Consider the following 13,624-nt stretch of genomic DNA (forward strand, 5'->3'; position numbering starts at 1 on the left):
GTTATCTGTCAATTCGTGTCGTCTGTTCTAGTGGTCGTCCGCATACCATGGATTCAAATGGACAAGCACCTCATAAACCCGCGGTTCCCGCTTCATAACAGCCCCCTTAATCAGTCGGATAATATCGTGTCCCTGCTGAATCGTCAAAGAGGCATCCACTGAAGCGCGGATATCCACGATGATATAATGGCCGTGCTCACGGGCACGGATACGGTCAATACGTTGAACCTCGGCTACACTCAGTGCGGCTGCGGCGTAGCTTTCAATTTCCTCCGTTGCAATCGCTTTTTCCATAAGTACATCTATGGATTCACGGCCCATTTCCCACGCCAATTTCAGAACTAGCAATGCCACTACGAATCCCGCAATAGGGTCGCCGTAAGATAAGATTGAAATGCTCCAGTGCTCCCCAATTAGCCCTAAGCCGATACCCAGTACAGCAGCCCCAGAGGCGTACACATCAGCGAGATGATCTTTTGCCGTTGCAATAAGACCCTGACTATTGGCCGCTCTCCCGATACGAATCGTGTAAATATACAGCCACTGTTTCCAGAGCAAGGAAATAATGGCGGCCACCAAAGCCAGTATATGCTCCTGTGGCATCGGTTCGAACAGTGCTGCAATGGAATGATAGCCGATAAATATGCCCGCTCCAAACAATATGACCGCCACCACGCTTGCACCGATCACTTCTGCTTTGCCGTGACCATAAGGATGATCCTCATCCGGCGGCTGGCTGGATATGCGCATCGCTCCCAGTGCCGTCGCAGAGGCAATCACATCTCCGGCATTATGCACACCATCGGCTACCAGCACCTTACTGTTGAACATAAGTCCTGTAATAATCTTAATGCCGGTCAATAGGATGTTGCTAATCAGGCTGATCCATGCTGAGACCATGGCGCGCTTGCCCATATCCTGTTCCTGCATGATGTATAACCCCTCCAAATTTATCTTTTGAAAAATGTAACCTAAACGCTAATCGTATATTTCAAGGTAGCTCCGCTACTCATGTCATCTTATGGTGCCGCTCCTTCAGCGGTATGGATGAAGATTACAATAGCCCCGGAAGATGAGCCTCCCCGGGGCTATTATGATAACCATAGTGGAGCATTCTATGAGAATACTCCTGTTTTAACTATCTGGACCGTCCGCGACGGCCTCCTTGTCCTTGACCACCACGCGGGCCGCTTTTGGCTTGTCCACCCCGGCCACCTTGGCCTCCGCGCGCGGAACCGCCGCTGCTGCGGTCATATCCGCTGCGCTCGCTGCTTTGTCCTGCCGAGCGGCCCTGACCTCCGCGTGCGGAACCGCCACTACTGCGGTCATACCCGCCACGCTCGCTGCTTTGTCCTGCCGAGCGGCCCTGACCTCCGCGTGCGGAACCGCCACTACTGCGGTCATACCCGCCACGCTCGCTGCTTTGTCCTGTCGAGCGGCCTTGGCCTCCGCGTGCAGAACCACCGCTGCTGCGGTCATATCCGCCACGCTCGCTACTGCCGCGGCTAGAGCGACGTTCGCCGCCTGTGGCATCACGACGGCCCGCCTGTTCGCGGCCGCTGCCCCGGCGCCCACCGCCGGAGTCGTTGCCGCCGTAGGAACGGCGGTCGTTTCTGCCCGAGCGGCGTTCTCGACCCTGCCGATCAGCCGTATCGGAAGCAGGTCTACGCTGTCCGCCGCCCTCACTGCTGGTGAATGTGACACCAGCAACTCTTTGGATGTTCCGAAGCTCTGGAACATCCCTTGGCGTCGCGAGCGTCACTGCCACGCCTTTGCCTCCGGCACGGCCGGTACGCCCGATGCGGTGGATGTAGCTTTCGGCATCCTGCGGCATGTCATAGTTAAAGACATGCGTGACGCCTTCTACATCCAAGCCGCGTGCAGCTACATCAGTCGCTACGAGCAATTGGAGTTTCGCTTCCCGGAATGCCTTCATCACTTGCTCCCGCTTGTTCTGGGACAAATCTCCGTGAAGCTCACCGCTCTCGAAGCCCATCTCTTGCAGTTCTTCGTTCAGTTTGGCAGCCCGTCGCTTCGTACGGCAGAAAATAACAGCCAAGTACGGACGATCTGTATTCAGCATATCCACCAATGCCTGTTGCTTACCACGGTCTGTTGTTTGCACAACGACCTGACGGATTTGGCTCACCGGAACGGAAGAAGCGGATTTCACTTTGACATCTACGGGTTCGTTCATATATACACGAGCCAGCTTGCGAATACCGGCTGGCATCGTAGCGGAAAACAGCATCGTCTGTCTCCGGTAAGGAACCTCCTGAAGAATCGTCTCCACATCGTTCAAAAAGCCCATGTGTAACATTTGGTCGGCTTCGTCCAGGACTAGCATTTTAATGCCACCCAGATCCAGCGTGCCACGTCTCAGGTGATCCAGCAGTCGCCCAGGTGTACCAATAATCAGTTGTGCGCCGCCTTTCAGTTTACGAAGCTGACGCTCTACGTCCTGTCCTCCATATACAGCCAGTAATGACAGGTTCGGCTCCGTAGCAGCCAAGCATTTTGCTTCCTCCGTAATCTGGAGCGCCAGTTCACGCGTAGGTGCAATCACGAGCGCCTGTGGGTGTCGCTTATCCAAATTCAGCTTTTGTAGAATCGGCAGTAAAAACGCAAGCGTCTTCCCGGTTCCCGTATGTGCCTCGGCGATAACATCCTGACCTTCCATCAACAGTGGAATCGACTCCTGCTGTACAGGAGTTGGGGATGAAATTCCCTGTTCTTTCAAGGCTTCTACCCAATGCTGCTCTACGCCTAATGCTGCAAAATTCTTCAAGTGGTATTCACTTCCCTTATCTGTATTCAATATGTGTCACGTAAAATAGGTTCATGTGCCATATGACATCTATCGTTCCATAGTTCAGAATTCCCATTTTTGTATCGGTTCTCATTCTACCCTTTTCAGGAAGGGAGCTTATCCGTTATCGTTGAATCTGTTCATGTAACCAACATACGGCCGCCATGCGGCTCAGGCCCGTTCCATGTATGACTTTCCTAGTATACGCGAAGTTGAACTGGTTTCCAAACGATTTTAATGAACAGTACCACAGTCGATGTAAAAGGTGAATTCGATCTTCATGTCATATATTATGGTATAAGAATTGGTAATTCCGTCATATACCAAAGGGACAACGCCGGAAGTGTACATTCTTTTGTCCAATGACCCCATGTGCCCTTCTAATCATTGCGGCATGCTCGTTTCAATCCGTCAGGACGTTTATGAAAATATCGACCAAGCAATCGTCGAAGACGTTATGATGAAGCTGAGCCAGTGGTTAAAGGCACACAAGCTGCTACACAGCCCGCGTAACTTTTATGCTGGCAGTAAAGCACTCGCTATTATGGATATTGTTCCATTTATGCTCGAACAGGATACACCGGATATGAAGTATGTTTTTCAATCGTGGGCTCCGTTCCCTTTACCACACACTTAAACAATCCGCCATACCATTAACCCTAGGAGGCTGCAATTTATGCAAATTCAAGTTCAAAAGGTTGAAAAAAAAGAGAACGAATATCTCATTCATTATCAAGCGGGGGGAGCGTTGCCGTTCGTTCCGCATGATATTGTTCTGATCCATGGCAAACAGTATTTTATAGGCACGATTTTGAAAGTAGAGCCGGAACAAGCCCTTGTACGTATCAATCCAGAATATGAAGACCAACTGGCAGGGTCCATCGGACTGGAACTGGCTTTCTCTCCAACCGTTTCTATTCAAGGTGCAGACAGCATTGTTGAAAAGCTCGGCTATTTTCCTCCCTTTCATTATGACCGAATTACGGCTGCTAATATGACGAAAGACCAGATTACACTGACGATCGAGCTATCCTACGCTAGCGTGCTTGTCCCTAGATCACCGGATCTGGAGCCTTCGGCTGAGGCACCTGTAATCCCTGAAGCTCCAGCAAAAGACGTCCCACGCTATGCAGTGACTTTTACATTTCTGGAAACCAAAGAACATGTATTAACTCCTGTAGAAACAGAAAACATCATCTTGCAGCTTGATTTCCGCTATGAAGAAGCAGACATGGTCGTTGATATCGATGCCTTGTCGGGACTGTCAGGTAGCTTTCTGTGCAGAGGTATCCGCGCAGAGATTAAGGAACTGAATGAATAAACAGGAAGCTGGAGGGTGGCGGACCGGAAGAAGCTTTATCGAGCTACAGACATGAGAGTTGATCCGCAGTGATACATATATCTTAGTCAAGGAGGCCGCTTTCGTACTGCTTCGCGTACATAAAAGCATGCCTTTCGCAGAACATGCTCTATAAGCAATTATTGCAGCATGAGGAATTCGGTGCATCTGCCAAACGGGAGCTTTCCACATCATCGACAACCAAAGGAGAATCACTCTACTTATGCGTGTAAGAATATTTATATTCATATTGATTATCGGAATTATATGTGTGCCTGCCTATTTTATTATGAGCAGCTTTGGATTATTTCAAAATGAAAAGGTGCTTGTACATTACAAGCTTGCCATTGAGGTAAAGGATAAAAAGTATGATGCCTGGCCTTTAATTAGCAGTTATACCGCTATAGATAAAAAAGGGGACAATCGTCAGCTCTACTATCAGGCGGAGGGCTCAGGCATAGAGTATCTGTTTCAACTAGCCTACGGACAATATGAACTCCGACCCTCCAAGGAAAATCCTTTTCTGGATGGGGGAGTCCACTACACCATGGATCATCCTGAGTATGTGCGTGAGGAAAAGCAGTATGAGAATGCTAACGACTACACGGAATTAACCCATTATTACAATCAGCAGGAACAGATTATTTATACCTATAATCCCGAAGCCAAGCTCGATAAAACATACGTCCGTTCCATCATCACCGCTGGAATGACTCGCACAACCGGTAGATCAAGCCGTGCGGTAAAGGATGACTATATCAATATCAGTAAGCTGTTTAAGGACAAGCTGGGAGTGAATGTGAAGGTAGATGTGGATGAGAACAACAAAATCGTCACCTTATCTATGACATGATCTCACAAATGATGCACCGCTAGCGATTAATAATGAATTTCTGGATGAAATCAATCATGTCGAGAACGCTTTGTTGATTGGTGCAGATGCGGGCGACAATTTTTACGTTCTGATATGTAATGAATACACCCCGTATGTGTACTACTGGGACCGCACACATCTTCATGCTTATGATGACAAACTGAACTATGATGTTGCAGAGCAGGCCCAATGTGGACATTTGTATCTGGTGGCAACAGACTTTACAACGTTTTTTAACCAGGTAATTGAACGACTCAACGAGCAGAAAGGGAGGCCTACTGATGACAGAAATACATAATCCTAAATGGGGACCGGCTTATTTGGAAGGTTGGGTTGTACCCGAGAACCCGGAGGCATGGGTCGAGCAGGAGTGGACAGGTAAGCTCCGTTCACAGGCCGGACATACGAAATTCCACATTTTTTATTATGGAGAGTTTATGGACGAGCTAATCGCTGTAACTGAATTTGCACCCCAGCTCATTATTGCAGAAGATGCAGTCACAGGTGAACAAATCGTGATTTTTGATGGAACCCGCCATGGTTACGATGCTCTCCTATGCGAAGCTTATACCAAGGAACAGCAGAACAATCGCACTCCCCTGCTGCCCTATGTCAGGTGATTTGCGCACTGTATGGTAGATTCAAAAAAGCGTTGTTAAAAAGGCTCGAATGTATAAGGGAATGGTGTACGATCTGTGCCCAATACCGACTTCACGCGCTCTTCATCCACCAACGCTTCGATGAAGCTATACAAATCCGAGGCTGCATACCGAAAATTGCCCCATGTGCGTAGATTCAAAGCATAGATTGGGAATTCTCCCCGTTCATCAGGCGATTGAATATCCCAAATCAGCAGGTCATTCCCTTCACTGGAAACGAAGGGAACCGCATGCTCCAAAAGTTCTGGAAAGCCATCTGGCTCCAGCGCCGCTTCTTGTAAAACCTCTTCCGATTCGAGTAAATCATCAAACCAGGCCCGCCAGTCATGATAACGATGAAGCCATGAATCCGGGTGATCGCCAAGAGGAATATGAATGTTCCATAAGCCGCATAGTCGCCCGTAACCAAGAGTTTTGACATAATCTATATAAGAAGGCGGAAAACCCATACCATTTTCAAAACGATGTTCTATTAGAAAAGTCTCATCATAATAAGCCTGAAACTGCGGACGTTGCAGCCCTGTAAAAATGCTCATGTTCGCCCTCTCCTTTTGCACGTCCTATTCACCTTTTCACCCTTCGGTGCATTGAAAAGGCCATTTTCAAGTGTTAAAATGGGAATAAGATGTATATTCTAAAAAAAGAGTGAAGATGCGTCAACATCCTCACTCTTTGGCAACAGCCGCTTTTTAAGGGCGGTAGCCGTGTCAAAGGATGATCATTGAAATAGACCGCTTGCCTTTGTCGAGGGCGGTCTATTTCTTTTTATGGAAGGAAAGAATCAGGACCGTCACCTCCTTTACAGGAGACTAGCCGACCGCCCATCTAAGCCATTCTGTTGTTGAGGAATATTATAACATATGAATCATAAAATGTACGTTTTTACGCTCTTTCCGAAAAGGAGGAACGAATATGGAGCAAAAGCGCTTCAAAGATGAACATGGATATAAATATGACTTTGCCGCCGTGATCCGGAGAGGAGAACAAGTAGCTGTTCACTGTCCCCGTTGTCAGGGTCAAGCTTTTATTTCCAGATCCAAAAAAGAATGTTATTACGTTGTTCGATGCTCTCATTGTTACTACACGTATCAGCAGCCAGAATCTTATACATTCTATGCACGCGGCGTATGCAACCATTGCGAGCGGTATTTTAATATCGAAATCCACGATGACCGAACGAAACTCCATAAAAATACGAATATAAACTGTCCGCACTGTGAGACACGCAATCAGGTTCCGGTGCATCGTGTTCAATCACGCGAATGGCATACGGACGTGATTCAAAACGGAAAAGACCCTATTTTCCAGCTCCAACTGTACTTCCTTGATTACTATCGGGGTAAACCTGTCTGGGCTCTTAACCGGATACACCTGAATTACCTGCTCTCCTATATTTCTGCCGAGTTGCGGGAAAAGCCTACATCCGGTATGATGCGTACGGCTTCCCATTCCATTCCCAAGTACATTAAGGATGCGAAGAATCGCCAGGCCATCTTAAAGATATTACAAAAGCTACAGCATAAGCCAGCGGCTAAGAGAGGAGCCTCCATACATGAGCATACAAACTTTTGACAGCCTTGAAGCACTGGTCCATGCTGTTGACCAAACAGAAATCAATGAATGGATATTTGCCAATCTAAAACATGTCCAAAGTAATCCGCTCAATTCTACCTACTACATCATTCCCGAGGAAGAATTGTGGGAGCTGGAGGATGCCGGTCTCACCGTCACCAATCATCGTGATGAAAGTATCCCTGCATCTCTGCCAGACCATCACGTGCAATCTTGGCTGGAGGTGGCGACTGTACAGGATGTCATTGAAGTGTTACGCCACAGCGGAAGCGAGCCGGATATTGAACGCATTGCGCAGGGACTGCGATATTATCATGAATATGATGCTTTTATGGAATAAGCGTCTCCAGCAACTCTTTTACCTCAGGGACAGCCTGCTTCAGGCTGTTTTTTAGTTTCTTCGCGCCACCCCATATACGATAAACAAGCACCTCTTGTTCATAGTCTTCCAGCTTCTCAAGCTCCTCCACCAGTACCTGTGCCTGCTCTACAGTTTCGATTCCGGATGACTTCAGGGGTTTGGCAGACTCGTTGCTTGCCAGTAGAATCCTCGTCCAAACGGGGATCGTGTCAGGTGTTAGCCCATGCGCTTCGGCAAAGGCAGCCGCGTAACCGTCCTGTACGGACTGATGTTCACTGTCCACCAGCTTCATATAATGATTCACTAATGGGAAATAGTTCGTTCCTTTCAGTCCTAATCCCATTACCGCATAGGTTCCCGGCATCGCCGACTTTTCACCGGGCTCTACATCGTTATACCATTTGAATTCTTCCATCACGGTTTCGGCATATTCAGCCAGCAACGGATGCAGCGACGGATACTCAAGTGCATTGGCGAAGAAACGATGTAGCGTAGATTTAGCCAACTTGGGTACAGGCAGGTAGTTTTTCACCTTGCTTTTGAACTTCATCCGATATTCCTTGGTAAAGCCCTTCTTTAAAATATCGCATAAATATACAAGTGCTTGTCTATAGCTTTCTTCTTCCTCTGAACGAATCTGAACCTCCAATGTTTGCAAAATATCATTGGCTTGGCAGATGACTCGCTCGCTTGTATGTAGCGCTGGGATGCTTCCTGATCCGCTCTCAAGCCACACGGAAGCCTGCTCCGAGCCTAGCTGTGCAGCAATCTCCAAATATTTCTGCCGTGCATCGGCATCGGTCGAACCCACCCGCATCGCGGTAAACAGGAACATCTCCATGGCTGGCGCGGGAATTTCCGAAGGGAGAATATCGGGCTTCACTTTATAATCCAACCCATAGCTTTTTTCCCGATCCGCATACTTCAGCAAAAATTCATCTTCAGCCCAATGCTTTAAGCCACTGCTGAGCTGATACCTCCATGCTTCCTCACGCTTGCGGCTGACCTTCACTTTGGCATCAATTATATGGAGCAACTCATCCACACGCTGGGCATCTATAGCGTACAAATGAGGATCAAGCAAGTGTCTCACTAAGAAGAAATCGTCCTCTTCCTTCGGGATAGCTTTACTGGAGGGGTTGAGCTTCTGCTTCACAAACTGCTGGATAGTGGCTAACAGTTGCTGCCGTTTATCTTCATTTAGGAGTGAGAATGTAAATTGATTGGCCTTATTCTCCAAGACCACTTCCAGATGAAAATCCAGTCGATAACGAAAGAACACGGAACTGAATTCTTCCGAATTAAATAGCGCCTCTATCCGTTCCCTAAACACAGGCATCCATTCGTCCTGAACCTGCTGCAGTGTTACCCCCTCCGTAAAACCAGAAATCTCCATGTCCGGTCTACGATGATCCCAATCAAACGGTTCGTAGGTATCCACCCACAACCCATCCTTCTTACAGGTAACTTTTAAATATTCATGAATTCCTTCGTGAAGGACACTTTTGATTTGGATTTCGGCGATGCGCTTTTGCTCAGAAGCGTACGCCTCATCAATCGCCTCAAAAATTGGATCTATGTAGGCTTGTACCCCTGATGTTGTCATAAGATGTGTTCCTCCTTCGTCCCCTCACAAATTGTAGTTCCTATGGAATTAAGATAGACTAATCTATAACTATTTTATTTCCTAATTATAGCATATCTCTCATTTACTTTTGATCTCTATCCCTATAGATAGAGTGCCGGAAAGCAGGTGCATCCTACATGTATTGGGTTTCCACACAACATACGACGGTGGCTGCCACGACACTCGGAGATCATTACTACGAAGACTTTAGATGTTCAAGTCCCATTCACAGAAATACTGGAACATATTTTACGGGATGAATTCGGAAAGATGGAACCATTTCCCCATTATTTCGAACCTGTCAGCCCAGACAAAGCCGCAACAGTCCTACTGTTTAATCCCCCGGATACGACCGAGGCCTACAATCCAGCCCATCCGAACGAGCAAGCCCTGGATTTCGCTCCGGCATCCATACAAGCATTGGCTCAGCGGTTTAAACAGCATTTTGCCTCAAACCTATGGATTGAAAATGAGCATATCTGCATGGCTTTTCTTCAGACTCTAGGCGGATACGTGCGTTTTAACTATGCATATGGACGCGAAGTGGCGATCATTTATGAACCGAAAGCGATAGCACTTCGTGATGAAATTCTAGCATTCTTGCAAAAAGAGCATTGTCGGGTTGTAGAGTAAGAGGAGGACAAATACGAATGACAGTACATTTTGCACAAACCTTAGAAAAACTGGAACAAGTCGTTGATCGTCTGAGACAAAGTGGGATGCCTGATGTGGTATACCAATGGACGGAGGGGATTTCTACAGGTGAACTAACTGAGCTGGAGGAACGGCTGCGGATGCCTTTGCCTGCCTCCCTGTCTGAATTAATACAGCGGTGTGGCAGCTTAAATTTACTATGGTGCCTCCCCCCACACTGTATTGTAGCTGATGGACCGGAGTGTTCATATAAAAACAGCAATGATCTTGAACAAGAGCAGAGTATCCTAGACGATATCACAGGAGAGTTTGGCTGGAATCATGAGTATATTGGCTATTTTACATCCTATGGGGAAGATACCGACTCGGTAGTGGACGAGCAACGATATCTGATCCTTAATTATAATGGTGCGGGTGATCCGATACTGCTTGATATGGCGACATCCACTACAGAGCCAGCGGTGTTCTGCTATCATCACGAGTTGGACCAGTTCACGCTGCTTGCGGAAAATCTACCTGCCTATATAGACACCATGCTCACCTTGCATGGGCTATGGCTATGGGATTGGTTTAAAGTGGCCGATGAGCATGGCATTCAGCTAAACAGCCTACCACTGCAACTCTGGCTACGCTGGTTGAACATGTTTTGCACGATGAAACTGGAGGATGCGCAATCGTTGGAGACGCTGATCCATTACACCACCATGCATGGCGTAGATCATCCTGCTGTGTTGCAGGCTTTTCAAGCCTATGATCCAAAGGATATTTTTCTTGCCTGGGAGCAGCACTGGCAGAGCATTCAGCATAGCCAGGTTCCATTCTCTACTTGGGCCGTTTTGGTAGGGGAGACCGCGGGGATGGGGGCCGCTTTGGGTCCGCTCCTTGTGGGAACCGGAAACCGCGCAAGCATGGACATCTTTAGCTCAAAACAATACCCTACATGCTAAGGGTGCATTTGTGTCCACACGTGCCTATCTGAGCGCCCGTTGCCTACCCGAGCAGGAAGGCTTGGTATGTGTTTGCAATCTACCTGCTACAGGATTCGGCTGCAGAAAACAAATTAGAAGGATACACCGCTAATGGGCGGCTACAGCATTTTCGTTCACCCCAGATCATTAACTGGATGCGGGATAAAGTCAATCATCCGGTGGATGGCTGGGCAATACTTTTCGCTCACTCCCGTCCTACAGCTGAGCAGTTGATTGAATGGCTATCCGATAGCGAGCTTCATCAGAAAATTGCAACGGAGGCGCTGGATATCATGATTCATCGGGATCTCCTTCCCGCTCTGGAAGCAGACGCTTGGGCCAATATCTCAGATCTGCTTCTTGCTTCTTTGCAGCTCGTTATGCTCAAAAAAGATAAACGTCGCATTGAAGCCGTGCTTAAGCAGCTTTCAGACGCGGATCCGCATGTACAGTGATGCGAGGTAAAGAAAGTTAGCCGCTGCGTCAGCGGCTTAACCCCCTGAGGAAAGTATCTATAGTGAATGCGATCAATTCATCATTGGATTTTGCCATAGGAAGTTCAAAATTCAGGAGCAAAGAAGTCAATCCGTGCAGCATGCTCCATACGGATCTGGCGATCAGGCGCTCATCTCCTTGCATGATGCAGCCTTCCTCCATAGCGGCTTTGAGCCCAGTTTCAAGCAACTCAAAGCCTTTAAAACGCCCACTGTCTATAAGGCTGACCAAGCTTACAGATTCCAGGTTGCTGATAAACAGGATGTTGTAATATTCCGGGTTAGCCGTTCCAAAACGAACATACGCATCAGATACCGTTTTCAGTGTGTCCAGAGCGTTCAATCCCGCTGCCTGTGCTTCATCCACACGCCGCTGAAGAGCCTGCAGGAACAAGGTATTTCCTTCTACCAGCAGTTCACGGACCACGGCTTCCTTATTGGCAAAATAATGATAAATAGTTGTTGGTGAATATTCGATCTGATCCGCAATTTTGCGCATGGAGACTTCGGCATATCCTTGATTCAGGAAAAGCGACCGGGCGGCCTCAATGATTTTCCGGCGGATCTCACTGCTTTCACGTTCTCGGCGTTTGATATGTTTCATGAGTAGATGTACTTGCCCTTTCTGCCTACCCCAATTTGGCGGCGATACGATCAGCTTCCATTATACCCGAGTTCATAACCCCTTGAAACCCGCCCCCAGGCTGTGTCCAGGCCCCTACCAATGACAGACGATTCACGGCTGATTTGTGCTTCAGTCTTTTTATACCGGACTGCCGGACCGTTTGTGCGTAGCCATAAACGGCCCCGTCGGGATTAGCGGTATAACGCTGCATCGTGCGCGGTGTGCCCAACTCGGCCACCACTACCTTGCTGCGAAAACCCGGATACAGCTGTTCTAGACATCCCAGTATCTGCTGTGTCACGGCTTCTTTTTTGGCTTTATATTCGGGACGTGCGGCAGGCCAGTTCTCCAATCTGTCCAAAAATGTAATTGCAATGACACCCTTTCCCGGTTCATTGAGCTTAGGGTCCATGGCGTTATAATTCGTGAGCATCCAGTTGCCTTTGGTATACTGGCCGCTCATCATAACTTCATAATCTATTTCCGAATCCGGCTCATTGCACAGGATTAAGTCTTCTTCGGTGATGCCAAGCTCATAAGGCTCACATGATAATCCCAGATATAGCTGGGTGAGAGACGTGCCAGTCTCCAGACTGCTGACAGCTTCCAGCTCACGACGGGCAGCATCATGGTTTTCCAGTAGGCGGCCATACGTATGATGGGGACTGATACCAGACACAATCCAGTTGGCTTTATATACATCGCCTTTTTTCAGACGGACTCCAACTGCTTTACCGCGTTCGAGTATAATCTCAGATACTTGACTGCGCAGGTGAACTTCTCCTCCCGCTGACTTAATAGCGTAAACCAATGCATTGGATAAAGCCTGTGCGCCTCCCTCAATGTAGTACGTCCCCTCCAAATGATAGCCGATCCAGGGAATGAAAAAATACAAGGCCGCAAGCCGCTTTGGAGGCAATCCATAATAGGCCCACAGCGCGGTAAAAAATTCCGTGAATCGTTCAGACAACCCGAATTGTCTTACAGCTTCCCAGGTCGTCATTTGCGTCCAACGGAAGAAGGTTCCTGCTTTGAGCAGGCCAACCGCCTTGCGCCAGGAAGTGAGAGTAGAAAAAGCAGAAAAGCCTGTTTCAAAACGGCGAATGCCCGCGAATAAACTGTCAATGCCTGCCACCTCAGCGGGAAACATGTTTTTGAGGAGCTGCACATACTCCTGAACATCGGACGGAATATCAATGGTCTGTCCTTCCCAACGAATGGAGTACGGGTGCTTTTTGCGGAGGGGAACAATTCGCTGGTCCGCATTGCAGTCCTTTAACAGTCGACCGAAGCTGCCCTCCTCGAGTCCGCCGACACCGTGCAAGGAGACATCAAAGGTATATCCCTTTCTTGTAAATTCAGTTGCGAAACCGCCAGCTAAAGTATGGCTTTCAAAAACAGCTGTTCGGTAACCGAGCGCGGAAAGTCTTGCTGCACAGGACAAGCCACCCAGTCCTGCACCGATGACAATAACATCGTATGGGTTCATGATTTCATCCCCTTTTGTTAACATCGTTATATAAGTTAACACTGTTAAGTTAAGGAGATTATATACCACAATATTACCGTTGAAAAGCCCGGTATCTTGGTTGCCCGCTATAGATGAATACCATGAGTTTGATCTATCTACTTCTAATTGCAA

14 protein-coding genes and 1 pseudogene are annotated in these 13,624 nt (G+C 47.9%); 9 read left to right on the forward strand and 6 right to left on the reverse strand.

The features are described from left to right. Positions 1–27: 27 nt before the first annotated feature. Positions 28–930 (reverse strand): cation diffusion facilitator family transporter, encoded by a 903-nt coding sequence (locus tag ACWGXJ_RS23150; protein ID WP_013312377.1) that lies wholly within the window; start codon positions 928–930, stop codon positions 28–30. A gap of 208 nt (positions 931–1,138) precedes the next feature. After that, a complete protein-coding gene (locus ACWGXJ_RS23155; RefSeq protein WP_452567664.1) occupies positions 1,139–2,788 on the reverse strand; it encodes a DEAD/DEAH box helicase in 1,650 nt (549 codons plus the stop codon). Positions 2,789–3,152: 364 nt separating this feature from the next. Here ACWGXJ_RS23155 and ACWGXJ_RS23160 point away from each other — a divergent pair, with 364 nt between their 5' ends. The 4 genes and pseudogenes from ACWGXJ_RS23160 to ACWGXJ_RS23175 all read left to right on the forward strand — a co-directional run. Further along, complete coding sequence (locus ACWGXJ_RS23160) at positions 3,153–3,446, forward strand: hypothetical protein (protein WP_452567665.1); 294 nt, start codon at positions 3,153–3,155, stop codon at positions 3,444–3,446. A 39-nt stretch (positions 3,447–3,485) separates the two neighbouring features. Next, positions 3,486–4,130, forward strand: a complete 645-nt coding sequence (locus ACWGXJ_RS23165; protein ID WP_250266845.1) for an immunity 50 family protein — start codon at positions 3,486–3,488, stop codon at positions 4,128–4,130. A 241-nt stretch (positions 4,131–4,371) separates the two neighbouring features. Beyond that, positions 4,372–5,001, forward strand: a complete 630-nt coding sequence (locus tag ACWGXJ_RS23170; protein WP_250260229.1) for a hypothetical protein — start codon at positions 4,372–4,374, stop codon at positions 4,999–5,001. 302 nt (positions 5,002–5,303) lie between these two features. Continuing rightward, positions 5,304–5,636, forward strand: a pseudogene (locus ACWGXJ_RS23175) (hypothetical protein); the annotation flags it as partial. 41 nt (positions 5,637–5,677) lie between these two features. Here the strand turns inward: ACWGXJ_RS23175 and ACWGXJ_RS23180 are convergent. Next, positions 5,678–6,217 (reverse strand): hypothetical protein, encoded by a 540-nt coding sequence (locus ACWGXJ_RS23180; protein ID WP_452567666.1) that lies wholly within the window; start codon positions 6,215–6,217, stop codon positions 5,678–5,680. A gap of 376 nt (positions 6,218–6,593) precedes the next feature. Between ACWGXJ_RS23180 and ACWGXJ_RS23185 the strand changes: the two genes are divergently transcribed. Continuing rightward, a complete protein-coding gene (locus tag ACWGXJ_RS23185; protein ID WP_250240659.1) occupies positions 6,594–7,253 on the forward strand; it encodes a hypothetical protein in 660 nt (219 codons plus the stop codon). After that, positions 7,234–7,593, forward strand: coding sequence for a DUF7716 domain-containing protein (locus ACWGXJ_RS23190; protein WP_452567667.1), 360 nt, complete (start codon positions 7,234–7,236; stop codon positions 7,591–7,593). The genes ACWGXJ_RS23185 and ACWGXJ_RS23190 overlap by 20 nt, the downstream gene beginning before the upstream one ends. On the opposite strand, the gene ACWGXJ_RS23195 is transcribed toward ACWGXJ_RS23190, so the two are convergent. Further along, positions 7,583–9,220 (reverse strand): DUF6138 family protein, encoded by a 1,638-nt coding sequence (locus ACWGXJ_RS23195; protein WP_452567668.1) that lies wholly within the window; start codon positions 9,218–9,220, stop codon positions 7,583–7,585. The genes ACWGXJ_RS23190 and ACWGXJ_RS23195 overlap by 11 nt on opposite strands. Positions 9,221–9,511: 291 nt before the next feature. Here ACWGXJ_RS23195 and ACWGXJ_RS23200 point away from each other — a divergent pair, with 291 nt between their 5' ends. The 3 genes from ACWGXJ_RS23200 (at position 9,512) to ACWGXJ_RS23210 (ending at position 11,318) form a co-directional block, all read left to right on the forward strand. Beyond that, complete coding sequence (locus tag ACWGXJ_RS23200) at positions 9,512–9,874, forward strand: hypothetical protein (protein ID WP_452567669.1); 363 nt, start codon at positions 9,512–9,514, stop codon at positions 9,872–9,874. Between the two features lie 17 nt (positions 9,875–9,891). Further along, complete coding sequence (locus ACWGXJ_RS23205) at positions 9,892–10,842, forward strand: SMI1/KNR4 family protein (RefSeq protein ID WP_452567670.1); 951 nt, start codon at positions 9,892–9,894, stop codon at positions 10,840–10,842. 68 nt (positions 10,843–10,910) lie between these two features. After that, entirely contained in the window at positions 10,911–11,318 is a 408-nt protein-coding gene (locus ACWGXJ_RS23210; RefSeq protein ID WP_452567671.1) for a hypothetical protein, read from the forward strand. Positions 11,319–11,346: 28 nt separating this feature from the next. On the opposite strand, the gene ACWGXJ_RS23215 is transcribed toward ACWGXJ_RS23210, so the two are convergent. Together ACWGXJ_RS23215 and ACWGXJ_RS23220 are read right to left on the reverse strand one after the other, a co-directional pair. After that, entirely contained in the window at positions 11,347–11,961 is a 615-nt protein-coding gene (locus ACWGXJ_RS23215) for a TetR/AcrR family transcriptional regulator (protein ID WP_250266852.1), read from the reverse strand. Positions 11,962–11,986: 25 nt separating this feature from the next. Continuing rightward, entirely contained in the window at positions 11,987–13,471 is a 1,485-nt protein-coding gene (locus ACWGXJ_RS23220) for a phytoene desaturase family protein (protein WP_452567672.1), read from the reverse strand. Positions 13,472–13,624: the final 153 nt, after the last annotated feature.

The sequence above is a fragment of the Paenibacillus sp. S33 genome (assembly GCF_053615415.1).